The sequence below is a fragment of the Pseudomonas jinjuensis genome (genome assembly GCF_900103845.1).
Lineage (GTDB): Bacteria > Pseudomonadota > Gammaproteobacteria > Pseudomonadales > Pseudomonadaceae > Pseudomonas > Pseudomonas jinjuensis.
The window spans coordinates 207,059-223,124 of the sequence record NZ_FNIJ01000010.1 but is presented as its reverse complement, the minus strand read 5'-3'; the positions used below and the strand labels follow the sequence as shown (position 1 = coordinate 223,124).

The following is a 16,066-nucleotide window of genomic DNA, read 5'->3' as shown; positions in this document are numbered from 1 at the left end:
GTCAGGGCGCCTCCGCCAGTCGCCGTTCGACTTCGGCCAAACGCTCGTGGGTGCCGACATCCACCCACCGCCCGCGATGATGGACGCCGCTGACCCGTCCTTCCGCCATCGCCTGGCGCAGCAGCGGCGCGAGCTTGAAGGCGCCGTCGCGGCAGCCGTCGAACAGCGCCGGATGCAGCACGGCGATACCGCTGTAGGTCAGGCTCGGCTCGCCTTCGCGCTGGTCCTCGACGCGGCCGTCACGCAGGCGGAAGTCGCCGCGGCCGTTGTGGCCGGGGTTGTCCACCAGCACCAGGTGGGCCAGGTCGCCGTCGGCCAGCGCCGCGTGCAGTGCGCGGTAGTCGAAGTCGGTCCAGATGTCGCCGTTGGCCACCGCGAAGGGCGCGTCGCCGAGCAGCGGCAGCGCGCGGAAGATGCCGCCGCCGGTTTCCAGCGGTTCGCCTTCGGCGGAATAAAGGATGCTCACACCGAAGCGCCCGCCGTCGCCAAGGTATTCCTCTATCTGCGCGCCGAGCCAGGCGTGGTTGATCACCAGCTGCTCGAACCCGGCCTGGCGCAGGGCCAGCAGTTGGCGCTCGATCAGCGGGACGCCGGCGGCGCGCACCAGCGGCTTGGGCGTGTGCAGGGTCAGCGGTCGCAGGCGTTCGCCCTTGCCGGCGGCGAGGATCATGACCTTCATGCGGGCACCGACTCGTGCTGCGGCAGGCTGGCGAGCAGCGCCTTGAGGTCGGCCAGTTCCGGGCGGCGAGCGATGACGTTTTCCAGGTAGCGGAAGAAGCGCGGCACGTCGCCGAGGTAGCGCGGCTTGCCGTCGCGATGGCAGATGCGGGCGAAGATGCCGATCACCTTGAGGTGGCGCTGGGCGCCCATCAGGTCGCTGGCGCGGAGGAATTCCTCGAAGCTCGCCGGCAGCGGGATGCCCGCCGCCTGGGCCTTGCGCCAGTAGCGGCTGAGGCCGTCGTGGACGCGCGGCTCGGGCCAGCTGAGGAAGGCGTCCTTGTACAGGCAGGTGACGTCGTAGGTCACCGGGCCGTAGACCGCGTCCTGGAAGTCGAGGATGCCGGGGTTCGGCTCGCTCTCCATCAGGTTGCGCGGCATGTAGTCGCGATGCACCAGCACTCGCGGCTGCGCCAGCGCGCTTTCCACCAGCAGGTCGCAGGTCCGCTGCCAGGCCGCCAGGCGCTCGCCCTCCAGGGTCACGCCGAGGTGGCGTTGCAGGTACCACTCGGGGAACAGCTGCAGTTCGCGGCGCAGCAGGGCCTCGTCGTAGGGCGGCAGGCGGTCGGCCACCGGCACCTGCTGGAAGGCTACCAGGGCGTCCAGCGCCGGCTCGAAGAGTTCCTCGGCATTGGCGCTGGTGAGCACGTCCAGGTAGGTCTGGCGGCCAAGATCGGTCAGCAGCAGGAAGCCCTGCTCGACGTCCTGGGCGAGAATCCGCGGCACATGCACCCCGGCCTCGGCCAGCAGTCCGGCGACCTTGACGAAGGGCCGGCAGTCTTCCTGCGGCGGCGGCGCGTCCATGACGATCAGCGTGCGCTCGCCCGCCTGCCAGCGGAAATAACGGCGGAAACTGGCGTCGCTGCTGGCGGCGGTCAGTGTGGCGGTCGGTACCAAACCCCAGCCTTCGCTGGTGAACACGGACGGCAAACACGAGTCCAACCAGCGATTCAACTGCTGGTAACGAACGTCTTCAGACATTTGCGGGAATCTCCACGGCCCTAGCCGTTGATGAGGTCATGTTTTATTATCCAGCATCTTTTTCAGCCCATCGAGAGGCGTGCCGCCCCTACTGGGCCGAAGGCGCCGCAGGAAGCCCGGATTAACAAGATGGCAGTCAACCTTCCCGTGTTCCGTAGAAAATTCCCCTTGCTGGTGACCGGAGGCCTGCTGGCTATCCAACCGCTGGCCAACGTCAATGCGGCAGAGCAATTCGACTGCAAACCCTCTGGCGGTTCCTGGGCATGCGCGCCACAGCAGCCTGCCGCCGAGGTCGCACCGCGCCCGCAGCATAGCACCAGCGCAGTCAGCGCCGGCGCCGCGGAATCCATCAGCGCCGGCCAGTCCCGCGAAGAGCCTGGGCAGCTGGTCACCGAATCCCGTGGCCGCGGCCTGAAATCCCGTAGCGAAGACTACAGCCACCTGGACTGGGTTACCCGCGACAAGCTGACCCCGGCCCAGCTGGCGGAAATCGGCCCGTACTGCAGCGGCGGCTACATCGAGCCGATCCGCCCGGGGATGAACGACAAGACCCCGAACGACGAGGCGCCGACCTACGTTTCGGCCAAGGTCTCCCGCTACGAGCAGGAGAAACAGATCGCCACCCTCGCCGGCAACGTGGTGCTGCGCCAGGGCAGCATGCAGGTCGAGGCCGACGAGGCCAGCCTGCACCAGGCGGAGAACCGCGGCGAGCTGGTCGGCAACGTCAAGCTGCGCGACAACGGCGCCCTGGTGGTCGGCGACCACGCCGAGCTGCAGCTGGACAACGGCGAGGCGAAGATCGATAACGCCGAGTACGTCCTCCACCAGGCTTCGGTGCGCGGCAGCGCGCTGTACGCCAAGCGCCAGGAGACCGCCATCATCCAGCTCAAGGACGGCACCTACACCCGTTGCGAACCGAACAGCAACGCCTGGTACGTCAAGGGCAACAACATCGAGCTGAACCCGGCCACCGGTTTCGGCACCGCGACCAACGCGACCCTGCGGGTGAAGAACATCCCGGTGTTCTATACCCCCTACATCTATTTCCCGATCGATGACCGCCGCCAGTCCGGCTTCCTGCCGCCGAGTCTCGGCAGCAGCAGCGACACCGGCTTCACCCTGGTCACGCCGTACTACTTCAACCTGGCGCCGAACTACGACGCCACGCTGTATCCGCGCTACATGGCCAAGCGCGGCCTGATGATGGAAGGCGAATTCCGCTACCTGACCCACAGCAGCGAAGGCCAGCTCAACGCGGCCTATCTGAACGACAAGGAAGATGAGCGCGAAGGCCAGCCGGAATTCACCGACCAGCGCTGGCTGTACGGCTGGAAGAACGTCAGCGGCCTGGATTCGCGCTGGCTCGCCCAGGTCGACTACACCAAGATCAGCGACCCGTACTACTTCCAGGACCTGGATACCTCGCTGGGCATCGGCACGCCGACCTACGTCAACCAGCAGGGCGTGCTCACCTACCGCGGCGACAGCTTCACCGCCCGCCTGAACGCGCAGGCATACCAACTGGCGACTGTCACCGACGTGACGCCGTACGACCGCCTGCCGCAGCTGACCCTGGACGGCCGCGTGCCTTACAACCCGGGCGGCCTGCAATTCACCTATGGCACCGAGCTGGTGCGCTTCGACCGCGATCTCGACGAGAAATTCTTCTTCGACGAGGAGGGCAATCCCCTTGGTCAACGTCCTGACGCGCGCCTGCAAGGCCTGGCTCGTGCCACCGGCGACCGCGGTCACGTCGAGCCGGGCGTGAGCCTGCCGATGACCGCCAGCTGGGGCTTCCTCACCCCGACGGCCAAGTATCTCTACACCAAGTACGACCTGGACCTCGATAGCAAGGGCCAGGCGACCCTGCAGCCGTTCCAGACCTTCGACAGCAGCCCGGACCGCGGCCTGCCGCTGGCCAAGCTGGACACCGGCCTGTACTTCGATCGCGACACCAGCTTCGGCGGCACCAGGTTCCGCCAGACCCTGGAACCGCGGATGATGTACCTGTACGTGCCGTACCGGAACCAGAACGACCTGCCGACCTTCGACACCGGCGAGTTCACCTTCAGCTACGACTCGCTGTGGCGCGAGAACCGCTTCACCGGCAAGGACCGCATCGGCGACGCCAACCAGCTGTCGCTGGGCGCCACCTCGCGCTTCATCGAGGAAGACGGCTTCGAACGCGCGTCCGTCAGCGCCGGGCAGATCTACTACTTCAGCGATCGCCGCGTGCAGCTGCCGGGCCTGACCGAGGAAGACCTGCAACGCAGCGGCGCCAAGAATCCGGACGCCGACGGCTCGCGTTCGCCCTACGCGCTGAGAGGCATCTACCGCTTCAACCGCGACTGGCGCCTGAGCTCGGACTACAACTGGAACCCCAACATCCACCACACCGATTCCGGCAACGTGATGTTCCACTACCAGCCGGAAGACAATCTAAACAAGATCGTCAACGTGGGTTATCGCTATCGCGCGGACAGCAAGCGCTTCAACCCGGCGCTGGGCCGCTTCGAATACGGCAGCGACGACTACAAGATCAACCAGCACGACTTCTCGGTCATCTGGCCGATCGTCCCGCAGTGGAGCGCCATCGCGCGCTGGCAGTTCGACTACAACCAGAGCCGTACCCTGGAATCCCTGGGCGGTTTCGAGTACGACAACTGCTGCTGGAAAATGCGTCTCGTGAGCCGCTACTGGGTCGACTACGACGACAACGATTTCATCACGTCGTCGTCCGAGGCCGATCGCGGCATCTTCCTGCAAATCATCCTGAAAGGCCTTGGCGGCGTGGTCGGCAACCAGGTGGAAGGCTTCCTCGACCAAGGCATCGAAGGTTATCGTCAACGTGAAGAAAATGCTATGTAACGGCCTGCGCCCGCTGCTGTTGGGCGCAGTGCTGGTGAGTTCCCTCGCCCACGCGGAAGTCGTACCCCTGGACCGGGTCGTCGCCATCGTCGACAACGACGTGGTGATGCAGAGCCAGCTCGACCAGCGCGTGCGTGAAGTTCGCCAGACCATCATGAAACGCGGCGCACAGATGCCGCCGGAAAGCGTCCTGTCCCAGCAGGTGCTGGAACGCCTGATCCTCGAGGACATCCAGCTGCAGATCGGCGAACGCTCCGGCGTGCGCATCACCGACGAAGAGCTGAACCAGGCGATGGCGACCATCGCCCAGCGCAACGGCATGACCCTCGACCAGTTCCACCAGGCGCTGGCCCGCGACGGCCTGTCCTTCGACGAGGCCCGCGACCAGGTGCGCCGCGAGATGGTCATCAGCCGCGTGCGCCAGCGTCGCGTCGCCGAGCGCATCCAGGTCACCGATCAGGAAGTGCAGAACTTCCTTTCCTCCGACCTCGGCAAGATCCAGCTCTCCGAAGAGTACCGCCTGGCCAACATCCTCATCCCGGTACCGGAAAGCGCCTCCCCCGAGGCCATCCAGACCGCCGGCCGCAAGGCCATGGATGTCTACCAGCAGCTGCGCCAGGGTGCCGACTTCAGCCAGATGGCGATCGCCCATTCGGCCGGCGACAACGCCCTGGAAGGCGGCGAGATCGGCTGGCGCAAGGCGGCCCAGCTGCCGCAGCCGTTCGACAGCATGGTCGGTTCGCTGTCGGTCGGCGAAGTCACCGAGCCGGTGCGCACCCCGGGCGGCTTCATCATCATCAAGCTGGAAGACAAGCGCGGCGGCAGCAAGATGGTCCGCGACGAGGTCCATGTCCGCCACATCCTGCTCAAGCCCAGCGAAATCCGCAGCGAACAGGAAACCCAGGCGCTGGCGCAGAAGCTCTACGAGCGCATCAGTTCCGGCGAGGACTTCGCCACCCTGGCCAAGCAGTACTCGGAAGACCCTGGCTCCAAGCTGAACGGCGGCGACCTCAACTGGGTCGATCCGGAGTCGCTGGTCCCGGAATTCCGCGAGCAGATGAACAACGCCCCCCAGGGCAAGGTGACCCCGCCGTTCCGTTCGCAGTTCGGCTGGCACGTCCTGGAAGTCCTCGGCCGCCGCGCCACCGACGCCAGCGACAAGTACCGCGAGCAGCAGGCCGCCCAGGCCCTGCGCAACCGCAAGTACGACGAGGAACTGCAGGCCTGGCTGCGGCAGATCCGCGACGAGGCCTACGTGGAAATCAAGAACTGACTTCCACCCGTCCCGCCCTCTCGGAAACCCGGCCCCAGCGCCGGGTTTTTTTTTAACTGCGCCGTCCCCGGCGTAGAGTAGTGCCCCATCCCATTCCGCCCGACCGGGACGAAATGCCCGGCGCCAACGAGGTCCGCTCCATGACTGCATCCCGACTCTTCGCCCTGACCCCCGGCGAGCCGGCCGGCATCGGCCCCGACCTGTGCCTGCTGCTCGCCCGCGAGGCGCAGCCGCACCCGCTGGTCGCCATCGCCAGCCGCACGCTGCTGGCCGAGCGCGCCGCGCAGCTGGGCCTGGATATCGACCTGCAGGAATCCGGGCCCGGCAACTGGCCGCAGCGCCCGGCGCCCGCCGGCAGCCTGTACGTCTGGGACACGCCGCTGGGCGCCGCGGTGGAATGCGGCAAGCTGGACCCGGCGAACGCCGCCTACGTGCTGGAAACCCTGACCCGCGCCGGCCGGGGCTGCCTCGACGGCACCTTCGCCGGGATGATCACCGCTCCGGTGCACAAGGGCGTGATCAACGAGGGCGGCATCGCCTTCTCCGGCCACACCGAATTTCTCGCCGAACTGACCCGCACCGAACAGGTGGTGATGATGCTCGCCACCCGCGGCCTGCGCGTCGCCCTGGTCACCACCCACCTGCCGCTGCGCCAGGTCGCGGATGCCATCACCGCCGAGCGCCTGCAGCGGGTCACCCGAATCCTGCACGCCGACCTGCGCGACAAGTTCGGCATCGCCAAGCCGCGCATCCTGGTCTGCGGCCTCAACCCCCATGCCGGCGAAGGCGGCCACCTGGGCCGCGAGGAGATCGAGGTGATCGAACCGGCGCTGGAAAGCCTGCGCGGCGAAGGCATCGAGCTGATCGGCCCGCTGCCGGCCGACACCCTGTTCACCCCCAAGCACCTCGACCACTGCGACGCGGTGCTCGCCATGTACCACGACCAGGGCCTGCCGGTGCTCAAGTACAAGGGCTTCGGCGCGGCGGTGAACGTCACCCTCGGCCTGCCCATCGTGCGCACCTCGGTGGACCACGGCACCGCCCTGGATCTCGCCGGAACCGGGCGGATCGACGGCGGCAGCCTGCGGGTGGCGCTGGAGACGGCGTATCAGATGACGGGACATAGCTGAGGCTGGAGGCTGGAGGCTGGAGGACATTGACCACTGGCGCTTCGAGTCGTCGAGCGGGGCCTGGTGCTGATAAACTGATGCCTTTTTCCGCTTCCAGCTTCAAGCTTCCAGCTTCCAGCTGCTCCACTGGAGCCTCCGATGTCCGAGCCTTACCAACACCGCGCGCGCAAGCGTTTCGGCCAGAACTTCCTGCATGACGCCGGCGTCATCCACCGCATCCTGCGTTCCATCGCCCCGCGCGAAGGCCAGCATCTGGTGGAGATCGGCCCGGGCCAGGGCGCGCTGACCGAAGGACTGGTGGACAGCGGCGCCCGGCTCGACGTGATCGAGCTCGACCTCGACCTGATCCCGCAGCTCAAGTGGCGCTTCGGCCTCAAGCCGAACTTCGCCCTGCACCAGGGCGACGCGCTGAAATTCGACTTCGCCACCCTCCCCGCCGCCGGCGAGAAGCTGCGGGTGGTGGGCAACCTGCCCTACAACATCTCGACGCCACTGATCTTCCACCTGCTGGAGCACGCCGGGGTCATCCAGGACATGCACTTCATGCTGCAGAAGGAAGTGGTCGAGCGCCTGGCGGCCGAGCCGGGCGGCGGCGACTGGGGCCGGCTGTCGATCATGGTGCAGTACTTCTGCCGGGTGGATTACCTGTTCACCGTCGGCCCGGGCGCCTTCAACCCGCCGCCGAAGGTCGAGTCGGCCATCGTCCGCCTCGTGCCCTACGACGAGCCGCCGCATCCGGCCAGGGATCACCGCCTGCTCGAACGCGTCGTCCGCGAGGCCTTCAACATGCGCCGCAAGACGCTGCGCAACACCCTGAAGGGTCTACTGTCTTCTGAAGACATCGAGGCCGTCGGCGTCGACCCGACCCTGCGCCCGGAACAGCTCGACGTCGCAGCGTTCGTCCGCCTGGCCAACCGCCTGGCGGAGCTGACGCCCGGCCAATGAACCCAAGGCAACCCAGCATGAGCGATCCCCGCTACCAGATCTCCGTCAGCGTCACCACCCGCCACCTGGCGGAACAGTCCCAGCCGGAACAGCAGCGCTATGTCTTCGCCTACACGGTGACCATCAGCAACACCGGCGAGCAGGCCGCCCAGCTGCTGACCCGCCACTGGATCATCACCGACGGCAACGGCCACGTGCAGGAAGTCCGCGGCGCCGGCGTGGTCGGCGAGAAACCGCTGATCGAACCGGGCGCCAGCCACACCTACACCAGCGGCACCGTGCTCGCCACCCAGGTCGGCAGCATGCACGGCAGCTACCAGATGCTCGCCGCCGACGGCCACCATTTCGACGCCGAGATTCCGGTATTCCGCCTTGCCGTCCCGGGGGCCCTGCACTGATGGCGACCTATGCCGTTGGCGACCTGCAGGGCTGCCTGGGCCCGCTCAAGTGCCTGCTGGAACGGGTGAAGTTCGATCCGGCGAAAGACCGCCTGTGGTCCACCGGCGACCTGGTCAACCGCGGCCCGCAATCGCTGGAAACCCTGCGCTTCCTCCATTCCATCCGCGACAGCCTGACCTGCGTGCTCGGCAACCACGACCTGCACCTGCTGGCCGTGGCGCACAACGTCGAGCGCCTGAAGAAATCCGACACCCTGCGCGAGATCGTCGAGGCGCCGGACCGTGCCGACCTGCTCGACTGGCTGCGCCGGCAGCCCCTGGTGTTCCACGACAGGGAACGCGACGTCGCCCTGGTGCACGCCGGCATTCCGCCGCAGTGGAGCCTGGAAAAGTCGCTCCTGCGCGCCGCCGAGGTGGAAGAAGCGCTGCGCGACGACGAGCGGCTGCCGCTGTTCCTCGAAGGCATGTACGGTAACGAGCCGGCGAAGTGGGACAAGAAGCTGCACGGCATCGAACGCCTGCGGGTGATCACCAACTACTTCACGCGCATGCGCTTCTGCACCGAGGACGGCAGGCTCGACCTGAAGAGCAAGGAAGGCCTGGACACCGCCCCGCCCGGCTACGCGCCCTGGTTCAGCTTCGCCAGGCGCAAGACCCGCGGGCAGAAGATCATCTTCGGCCACTGGGCGGCGCTGGAAGGCCGCGTCAGGGAGCCCGGCCTCTACGCCCTGGACACCGGCTGCGTGTGGGGCGGCAGCCTGACCCTGCTGAATGTCGATAGCGGCGAGCGCATCAGCTGCGACTGCGCCAGGAAATAATCCCGATGAACGGGCCGCTCCGCGCGCCCGAGGTGACCCGAATGACCGATTTCAAACGCATCGCCCCCAACCACGCCCAGCAACTGCGCGCCGATGGCGCCCAGGTCGTGGACATCCGCGACCCGCAGAGCTTCGCCATGGGCCACATCAGCGGCTCGCAGCATGTCGACAACTACTCGGTGGCCGACTTCATCCGCCAGGCCGATCTCGACGCGCCACTGGTGGTGGTCTGCTATCACGGCAATTCCAGCCAGAGCGCGGCGGCCTATTTCATCCAGCAGGGTTTCACCGACGTCTACAGTCTGGATGGCGGTTTCGAACTGTGGCGCAGCGTCTATCCCGCGGATACCAGCCGTGACGGCTCCGACTGAATATCCAGAAAAGTTCCTTCAAAAAATCTGTAACTTCCTCGCCGTTTGGCCTTTACACGCCAGATAACGAACTATCCTTTCCCTCAGGCCATCCAAAACAGGGGAGAGCCGGCACACCGGCTTCCGGGTTTATCGGCCGTGACCATTTGGAGCGGTCCTGGAGGGGATATCCAGGTATCGCTGGAGTTCTGGGGGAATCTCGCCGGCAACACTGGCGGCTCGCCCGCACCCTCACGATCGACCCCGCGCCGGCTCCATGCATCGAGCGAGGAGACGTCATGAGCATTTTCAGTCACTTCCAGGAACGCTTCGAAGCGACCCGCCAGGAGGAATACTCCCTTCAGGAGTATCTGGATATCTGCAAGCAGGACAAAACCGCCTACGCGACGGCTGCCGAGCGCATGCTGGTCGCCATTGGCGAACCCGAGCTGCTTGATACGTCCACCGATTCGCGTCTGTCGCGGATCTTTTCCAACAAGGTGATCCGTCGCTACCCAGCCTTCGCCGACTTCCATGGAATGGAAGAATGCATCGACCAGATCGTGGCGTTCTTCCGCCACGCGGCACAGGGGCTCGAAGAGAAGAAACAGATCCTTTACCTGCTCGGCCCGGTCGGCGGCGGCAAGTCGTCGCTGGCGGAAAAGCTCAAGCAGCTGATGGAAAAGGTGCCGTTCTACGTGATCAAGGGCTCGCCGGTGTTCGAATCGCCGCTCGGGCTGTTCGACGCGGACGAGGACGGCGCCATCCTCGAGGAGGAATACGGCATTCCGCGGCGCTACCTGCGCACCGTGATGTCGCCCTGGGCAACCAAGCGACTCAACGAGTTCGGCGGCGATATCAGCAAGTTCCGCGTGGTCAAGGTGTACCCGTCGATCCTCAACCAGATCGCCATCGCCAAGACCGAGCCGGGCGACGAGAACAACCAGGACATCTCCTCGCTGGTGGGCAAGGTGGATATCCGCAAGCTGGAGGAATTCCCGCAGAACGACGCCGACGCCTACAGCTACTCGGGCGCGCTGTGCCGGGCCAACCAGGGCCTGATGGAATTCGTCGAGATGTTCAAGGCGCCGATCAAGGTGCTGCACCCGTTGCTGACCGCCACCCAGGAAGGCAACTACAACAGCACCGAGGGCCTCGGCGGCCTGCCGTTCAGCGGGATCATCCTGGCCCACTCCAACGAATCGGAGTGGCACAGCTTCCGCAACAACAAGAACAACGAGGCGTTCATCGACCGGATCTACATCGTCAAGGTACCGTACTGCCTGCGCGTCACCGACGAGATCAAGATCTACCACAAGCTGCTGATCAACAGCTCGCTGGCCCACGCCCACTGCGCGCCGGACACGCTGAAGATGCTCTCGCAGTTCACCGTGCTGTCGCGCCTGAAGGAGCCGGAAAACTCCAACATCTACTCGAAGATGCGCGTATACGACGGCGAGAACCTGAAGGACACCGATCCCAAGGCCAAGTCGATCCAGGAATACCGCGACGCCGCCGGCGTGGACGAAGGCATGTCCGGGCTCTCCACCCGCTTCGCCTTCAAGATCCTGTCCAAGGTGTTCAACTTCGACCCGCATGAGATCGCCGCCAACCCGGTGCACCTGCTCTACGTCCTCGAACAGCAGATCGAGCAGGAGCAGTTCCAGCCGGAAACCCGCGAGCGCTACCTGCGCTTCATCAAGGAATACCTGGCGCCGCGCTACGTCGAGTTCATCGGCAAGGAAATCCAGACGGCCTACCTGGAGTCCTACAGCGAGTACGGCCAGAACATCTTCGACCGCTACGTGCTGTACGCGGACTTCTGGATCCAGGACCAGGAATACCGCGATCCGGAAACCGGCGAAATCCTCAACCGCGCGGCCCTCAACGAGGAACTGGAGAAGATCGAGAAGCCGGCGGGCATCAGCAATCCGAAGGATTTCCGCAACGAGATCGTCAACTTCGTCCTGCGCGCCCGCGCCGGCAACAACGGCAAGAACCCGAGCTGGCTGTCCTACGAGAAGCTGCGCGTGGTGATCGAGAAGAAGATGTTCTCCAACACCGAGGACCTGCTGCCGGTCATCAGCTTCAACGCCAAGGCCAGCAAGGAGGATCAGCAGAAGCACAACGACTTCGTCAAACGCATGGTCGAGCGCGGCTACACCGAGAAACAGGTACGCCTGCTGTCGGAATGGTATCTGCGGGTACGCAAGTCGCAGTAACCCAAAAGCCGCTCAAGGCTGGAGGCTGGACGAAAAAGCCGCACCTCGTCCAGTCTTCAGCCTCAGCGCAGAGGGCTCGTAGAAGTGGTGCTGGCGGGTACGTAAATCGCAGCAACCCAAAGCCGCTCAAGGTGGGAAGCTGAAAGCTGGACGCAAAAGCCGCACCCCGTCCAGCCTTCAGCCTTCAGCCTCAGCCCGGAGGGCTCGTATGAGCTACGTGATCGACCGCCGTCTGAACGGCAAGAACAAGAGCACGGTTAACCGCCAGCGCTTCCTGCGGCGGTACCGTGACCATATAAAGAAGGCGGTCGAGGAGGCCGTCAGCCGCCGTTCCATCACCGACATGGAGCACGGCGAACAGATCAGCATTCCCAGCCGCGACATCGACGAGCCCGTGCTGCACCACGGCCGTGGCGGGCGGCAAACCATCATTCACCCGGGCAACAAGGAATTCACCACCGGCGACCGCATCCCCCGCCCCTCCGGCGGTGGCGGCGGGCGCGGCGGCGGCAAGGCGAGCAACCAGGGCGAAGGGATGGACGACTTCGTCTTCCAGATCACCCAGGAGGAATTCCTCGACTTCATGTTCGAGGACCTCGAACTGCCCAACCTGATCAAGCGCCACCTGACCGGCAGCGACACCTTCAAGACCGTGCGCGCCGGCATCAGCAACGAAGGCAACCCGTCGCGGATCAACATCGTCCGCACCCTGCGCTCGGCCCACGCGCGGCGCATCGCCCTGTCCGGCAGCAGCCGGCACAAGCTGCGCGCGGCGCTGCAGGAACTGGAGCGGCTGAAGCTGGAAGAGCCGGACAACCTCGGCGACATCCAGGCGCTGGAGCAGGAAATCGCCCGGCTGCGCGCACGCATCGACCGGGTGCCGTTCCTCGATACCTTCGACCTCAAGTACAACCTGCTGGTCAAGCAGCCCAACCCGACCTCCAAGGCGGTGATGTTCTGCCTGATGGACGTGTCCGGCTCGATGACCCAGGCCACCAAGGACATCGCCAAGCGCTTCTTCATCCTCCTGTACCTGTTCCTCAAGCGGAACTACGAGAAGATCGACGTGGTGTTCATCCGCCACCACACCAGCGCCCGCGAAGTGGACGAGGAAGAATTCTTCTACTCCCGGGAAACCGGCGGCACCATCGTTTCCAGCGCGCTCAAGCTGATGCAGGAAGTGATGGCCGAGCGCTACCCGGTCAATGAATGGAACATCTATGCCGCCCAGGCGTCGGACGGCGACAACTGGAACGACGATTCGCCGGTCTGCCGCGATATCCTGATGAAGCAGATCATGCCGTTCGTGCAGTACTACACCTACGTCGAGATCACCCCGCGCGAGCACCAGGCGCTGTGGTTCGAGTACGAGCGCATCCGCGAAGCCTTCCCGGACAGCTTCGCCCAGCAGCAGATCGTCTCGGCCGCCGACATCTACCCGGTGTTCCGTGAACTGTTCCACAGGAGGCTCGTCGCATGAGCAAGCGCCAGCCTATCGCCACCGGTTCGGAATGGACCTTCGACCTGATCCGCCAGTACGACCGCGAGATCAGCCGCATCGCCGAACGCTACGCGCTGGACACCTATCCCAACCAGATCGAGGTGATCACCGCCGAGCAGATGATGGATGCCTACGCCTCCGTGGGCATGCCCATCGGTTATAACCACTGGTCCTATGGCAAGCACTTCCTGAGCACGGAAAAGAACTACAAGCGCGGTCAGATGGGCCTGGCCTACGAGATCGTCATCAATTCCGATCCGTGCATCGCCTACCTCATGGAAGAGAACACCCAGTGCATGCAGGCGCTGGTGATCGCCCACGCCTGCTACGGGCACAACAGTTTCTTCAAGGGCAACTACCTGTTCCGCACCTGGACCGACGCCAGTTCGATCATCGATTACCTGGTGTTCGCCAAGCAGTACATCATGCAGTGCGAGGAGCGCTACGGCATCGACGCGGTGGAGGATCTGCTGGACTCCTGCCACGCGCTGATGAACTACGGCGTCGACCGCTACAAGCGGCCCTACCCGATCTCCGCCGAGGAAGAACGGCAGCGCCAGAAGGAGCGCGAGGAGCTGATCCAGCGCCAGGTCAACGATCTCTGGCGGACCATTCCCCGGGCCGGCGGCAAGGACAAGGAACAATCCCTCGCCCGCTACCCCAGCGAGCCGCAGGAAAACATCCTCTACTTCATCGAGAAGAACGCGCCGCTGCTGGAGCCCTGGCAGCGCGAGGTGGTGCGCATCGTGCGCAAGGTGGCGCAGTACTTCTACCCGCAGCGCCAGACCCAGGTGATGAACGAGGGCTGGGCGACCTTCTGGCACTACACCCTGCTCAACGACCTCTACGACGAAGGCCTGGTCAACGACGGCTTCATGATGGAGTTCCTCCAGTACCACACCAGCGTGGTCTACCAGCCGGGCTTCGACAGTCCCTACTACAGCGGCATCAATCCCTATGCGCTGGGCTTCGCCATGTACCGCGACATCCGCCGCATCTGCGAGGAGCCCACCGAGGAAGACCGCCGCTGGTTCCCGGACATCGCCGGCAGCGACTGGCTGGCCACCCTGAAGTTCGCCATGAAGAGCTTCAAGGACGAGAGCTTCATCCTGCAGTTCCTCTCGCCCAAGGTGATCCGCGAGTTCAAGCTGTTCAGCATCCTCGACGACGACCACAAGGAAGAGCTGCTGGTCGACGCCATCCACGACGACGACGGCTACCGCAAGATCCGCGAGAACCTGGCGTCGCAGTACAACCTCGGCAACCGCGAACCGAACATCCAGATCTGGAACGTCGACCGCCGCGGCGACCGCTCGCTGACCCTGCGCCACCAGCAGCACGACCGCAAGCCGCTGGGCGACTCCACCGATGACGTACTCAAGCACCTGCACCGCCTGTGGGGCTTCGACATCCACCTGGAAACCCTGCAGGGCGACCAGATCGTGCACACCCAGCACATGCCCCCAAAGGGTGAATCGGGCAACGAGGAGGGCTACCCGCGGCTCGATCTGATCATCCCACCCATCTGAGCCCCGCTCCACGGCCTGGGCAGTGTCGCCAGGCCGATCCTTCGAACCTCCGTGGCTACGGTATCCTCTAAGGTCACGGAGGTTTTTCATGCAGACATACAAAGTTGGCGGTGCGGTTCGCGACCGGCTGCTCGGGCGGCCGGTGGCCGATATCGACTGGGTGGTGGTCGGCGCCAGCGCCGATGACATGCTCGAACGCGGCTTCCGCCCGGTGGGCGCCGATTTCCCGGTGTTCCTGCATCCACGGACCGGCGAGGAGTACGCCCTGGCCCGCACCGAGCGCAAGAGCGGCCGCGGCTACGGCGGCTTCACCTTCTACGCCAGCCCGGACGTGACGCTGGAAGAGGACCTCGCCCGTCGCGACCTGACCATCAATGCCATGGCGGAAGACGACAACGGCAGGATCATCGATCCGTTCGATGGCCAGCGTGATCTGGAGGCGCGCCTCCTCCGCCATGTTTCGCCGGCGTTCAGCGAAGATCCGCTGCGAGTCCTGCGCGTCGCCCGCTTCGCCGCCCGCTACGCCCCGCTCGGATTCGAAATCGCCGACGAAACCCTGGAGCTGATGCGCGAGCTCTCGCAATCAGGCGAACTGCAGGCCCTGACCGCCGAGCGCAGCTGGAAGGAAATCGCCCGCGCACTGATGGAGCCGCGCCCCGACGTGTTTTTCCAGGCCCTGCGCGATTGTGGCGCCCTGGCCGTGCTGCTGCCGGAGGTCGACGCCCTGTTCGGCGTGCCGCAGCCGGCGGCGCACCATCCGGAAGTGGATACCGGCGTGCACGTGCTGGCGGTCCTGCGCCAGTGCGCGGAGCACCAGCAACCGCTGACGGTGCGCTGGGCCTGCCTGATGCACGACCTCGGCAAGGCGCTCACGCGCCGCGACGACTGGCCGAAGCACCACGGCCACGAAACCCTGGGCCTGCCGGCGATCGAGGCGGTCAACCAGCGCTTCAAGGTGCCGCGGGATTGCCAGGAACTGGCCCTGCTGGTGGGCGAATACCACTCCCACTGCCATCGGGCGCTGGAACTGCGGGCGAAGACCATCGCCGAACTGTTCCAGACCCTCGACCTGTATCGCCGCCCGCAGCGCATGGAGGAATTCATCGCCGCCTGCGAAATGGACGCACGCGGCCGCCTCGGCTTCGAGCAGCGCGATTATCCACAGGCGGACTACCTGCGCGGCGCCGCCAGGGCGGCCCGCGCGGTCAGCGTGCAACCGCTGCTGGAGCGCGGGCTGAAGGGCGCCGAACTGGGCGAGGCGCTGAAAGGTGAGCGCGTGCGGGCGCTCAAGGCCTACAAGGAAGGCTACGCGGATTGATGATGGGATAACCCTG

The 16,066-nt window shown here is 65.3% G+C and carries 13 protein-coding genes; 11 read left to right on the top strand and 2 right to left on the bottom strand.

All coding sequences use genetic code 11. The features are described from left to right. Position 1 precedes the first annotated feature (1 nt). Positions 2–679 carry an N-acetylmuramate alpha-1-phosphate uridylyltransferase MurU gene (gene murU / locus BLR75_RS16075; protein WP_084314926.1) on the bottom strand — a complete coding sequence of 226 codons (678 nt, stop codon included), beginning with the start codon at positions 677–679 and terminating at the stop codon, positions 2–4. Next, positions 676–1,698: an aminoglycoside phosphotransferase family protein gene (locus BLR75_RS16070; protein ID WP_084314927.1), complete on the bottom strand. Its 1,023-nt coding sequence runs from the start codon at positions 1,696–1,698 to the stop codon at positions 676–678. Before BLR75_RS16070 ends, murU begins: the two co-directional genes overlap by 4 nt. 129 nt (positions 1,699–1,827) lie before the next feature. On the opposite strand from BLR75_RS16070, the gene BLR75_RS16065 reads away from it, so the two are divergent. From BLR75_RS16065 to BLR75_RS16010, 11 genes are all read left to right on the top strand, one after another. Next, on the top strand, positions 1,828–4,566 hold the full coding sequence (locus BLR75_RS16065) for an LPS-assembly protein LptD (protein WP_084314928.1): 2,739 nt from the start codon (positions 1,828–1,830) through the stop codon (positions 4,564–4,566). Next, positions 4,547–5,839 (top strand): peptidylprolyl isomerase, encoded by a 1,293-nt coding sequence (locus BLR75_RS16060; protein ID WP_090416099.1) that lies wholly within the window; start codon positions 4,547–4,549, stop codon positions 5,837–5,839. Before BLR75_RS16065 ends, BLR75_RS16060 begins: the two co-directional genes overlap by 20 nt. 140 nt (positions 5,840–5,979) lie before the next feature. After that, a complete protein-coding gene (pdxA, locus tag BLR75_RS16055; RefSeq protein WP_084314969.1) occupies positions 5,980–6,969 on the top strand; it encodes a 4-hydroxythreonine-4-phosphate dehydrogenase PdxA in 990 nt (329 codons plus the stop codon). 138 nt (positions 6,970–7,107) lie between these two features. Further along, entirely contained in the window at positions 7,108–7,914 is an 807-nt protein-coding gene (gene rsmA, locus BLR75_RS16050; protein ID WP_084314930.1) for a 16S rRNA (adenine(1518)-N(6)/adenine(1519)-N(6))-dimethyltransferase RsmA, read from the top strand. Between the two features lie 17 nt (positions 7,915–7,931). Beyond that, complete coding sequence (apaG, locus tag BLR75_RS16045) at positions 7,932–8,312, top strand: Co2+/Mg2+ efflux protein ApaG (RefSeq protein ID WP_084314931.1); 381 nt, start codon at positions 7,932–7,934, stop codon at positions 8,310–8,312. Beyond that, positions 8,312–9,130 (top strand): symmetrical bis(5'-nucleosyl)-tetraphosphatase, encoded by an 819-nt coding sequence (locus BLR75_RS16040; RefSeq protein WP_084314932.1) that lies wholly within the window; start codon positions 8,312–8,314, stop codon positions 9,128–9,130. The genes apaG and BLR75_RS16040 overlap by 1 nt, the downstream gene beginning before the upstream one ends. A gap of 41 nt (positions 9,131–9,171) precedes the next feature. Next, entirely contained in the window at positions 9,172–9,501 is a 330-nt protein-coding gene (gene glpE / locus BLR75_RS16035) for a thiosulfate sulfurtransferase GlpE (protein ID WP_084314970.1), read from the top strand. Positions 9,502–9,779: 278 nt separating this feature from the next. Further along, positions 9,780–11,702, top strand: coding sequence for a PrkA family serine protein kinase (locus tag BLR75_RS16025; protein ID WP_084314933.1), 1,923 nt, complete (start codon positions 9,780–9,782; stop codon positions 11,700–11,702). Between the two features lie 208 nt (positions 11,703–11,910). Further along, positions 11,911–13,182: a YeaH/YhbH family protein gene (locus BLR75_RS16020; protein ID WP_084314934.1), complete on the top strand. Its 1,272-nt coding sequence runs from the start codon at positions 11,911–11,913 to the stop codon at positions 13,180–13,182. Further along, positions 13,179–14,732, top strand: a complete 1,554-nt coding sequence (locus tag BLR75_RS16015) for a SpoVR family protein (RefSeq protein ID WP_084314935.1) — start codon at positions 13,179–13,181, stop codon at positions 14,730–14,732. Before BLR75_RS16020 ends, BLR75_RS16015 begins: the two co-directional genes overlap by 4 nt. A gap of 88 nt (positions 14,733–14,820) precedes the next feature. Beyond that, positions 14,821–16,050 (top strand): multifunctional CCA addition/repair protein, encoded by a 1,230-nt coding sequence (locus tag BLR75_RS16010; RefSeq protein ID WP_084314936.1) that lies wholly within the window; start codon positions 14,821–14,823, stop codon positions 16,048–16,050. Positions 16,051–16,066: the final 16 nt, after the last annotated feature.

What these genes read in the sequence shown, in the direction of transcription:
- murU (WP_084314926.1), bottom strand. Translation starts at nt 679, where the DNA reads ATGAAGGTCATGATCCTCGCCGCCGGCAAGGGCGAACGCCTGCGACCG.
- BLR75_RS16070 (WP_084314927.1), bottom strand. Translation starts at nt 1,698, where the DNA reads ATGTCTGAAGACGTTCGTTACCAGCAGTTGAATCGCTGGTTGGACTCG.
- BLR75_RS16065 (WP_084314928.1), top strand. Translation starts at nt 1,828, where the DNA reads ATGGCAGTCAACCTTCCCGTGTTCCGTAGAAAATTCCCCTTGCTGGTG.
- pdxA (WP_084314969.1), top strand. Translation starts at nt 5,980, where the DNA reads ATGACTGCATCCCGACTCTTCGCCCTGACCCCCGGCGAGCCGGCCGGC.
- rsmA (WP_084314930.1), top strand. Translation starts at nt 7,108, where the DNA reads ATGTCCGAGCCTTACCAACACCGCGCGCGCAAGCGTTTCGGCCAGAAC.
- apaG (WP_084314931.1), top strand. Translation starts at nt 7,932, where the DNA reads ATGAGCGATCCCCGCTACCAGATCTCCGTCAGCGTCACCACCCGCCAC.
- BLR75_RS16040 (WP_084314932.1), top strand. Translation starts at nt 8,312, where the DNA reads ATGGCGACCTATGCCGTTGGCGACCTGCAGGGCTGCCTGGGCCCGCTC.
- glpE (WP_084314970.1), top strand. Translation starts at nt 9,172, where the DNA reads ATGACCGATTTCAAACGCATCGCCCCCAACCACGCCCAGCAACTGCGC.
- BLR75_RS16025 (WP_084314933.1), top strand. Translation starts at nt 9,780, where the DNA reads ATGAGCATTTTCAGTCACTTCCAGGAACGCTTCGAAGCGACCCGCCAG.
- BLR75_RS16020 (WP_084314934.1), top strand. Translation starts at nt 11,911, where the DNA reads ATGAGCTACGTGATCGACCGCCGTCTGAACGGCAAGAACAAGAGCACG.
- BLR75_RS16015 (WP_084314935.1), top strand. Translation starts at nt 13,179, where the DNA reads ATGAGCAAGCGCCAGCCTATCGCCACCGGTTCGGAATGGACCTTCGAC.
- BLR75_RS16010 (WP_084314936.1), top strand. Translation starts at nt 14,821, where the DNA reads ATGCAGACATACAAAGTTGGCGGTGCGGTTCGCGACCGGCTGCTCGGG.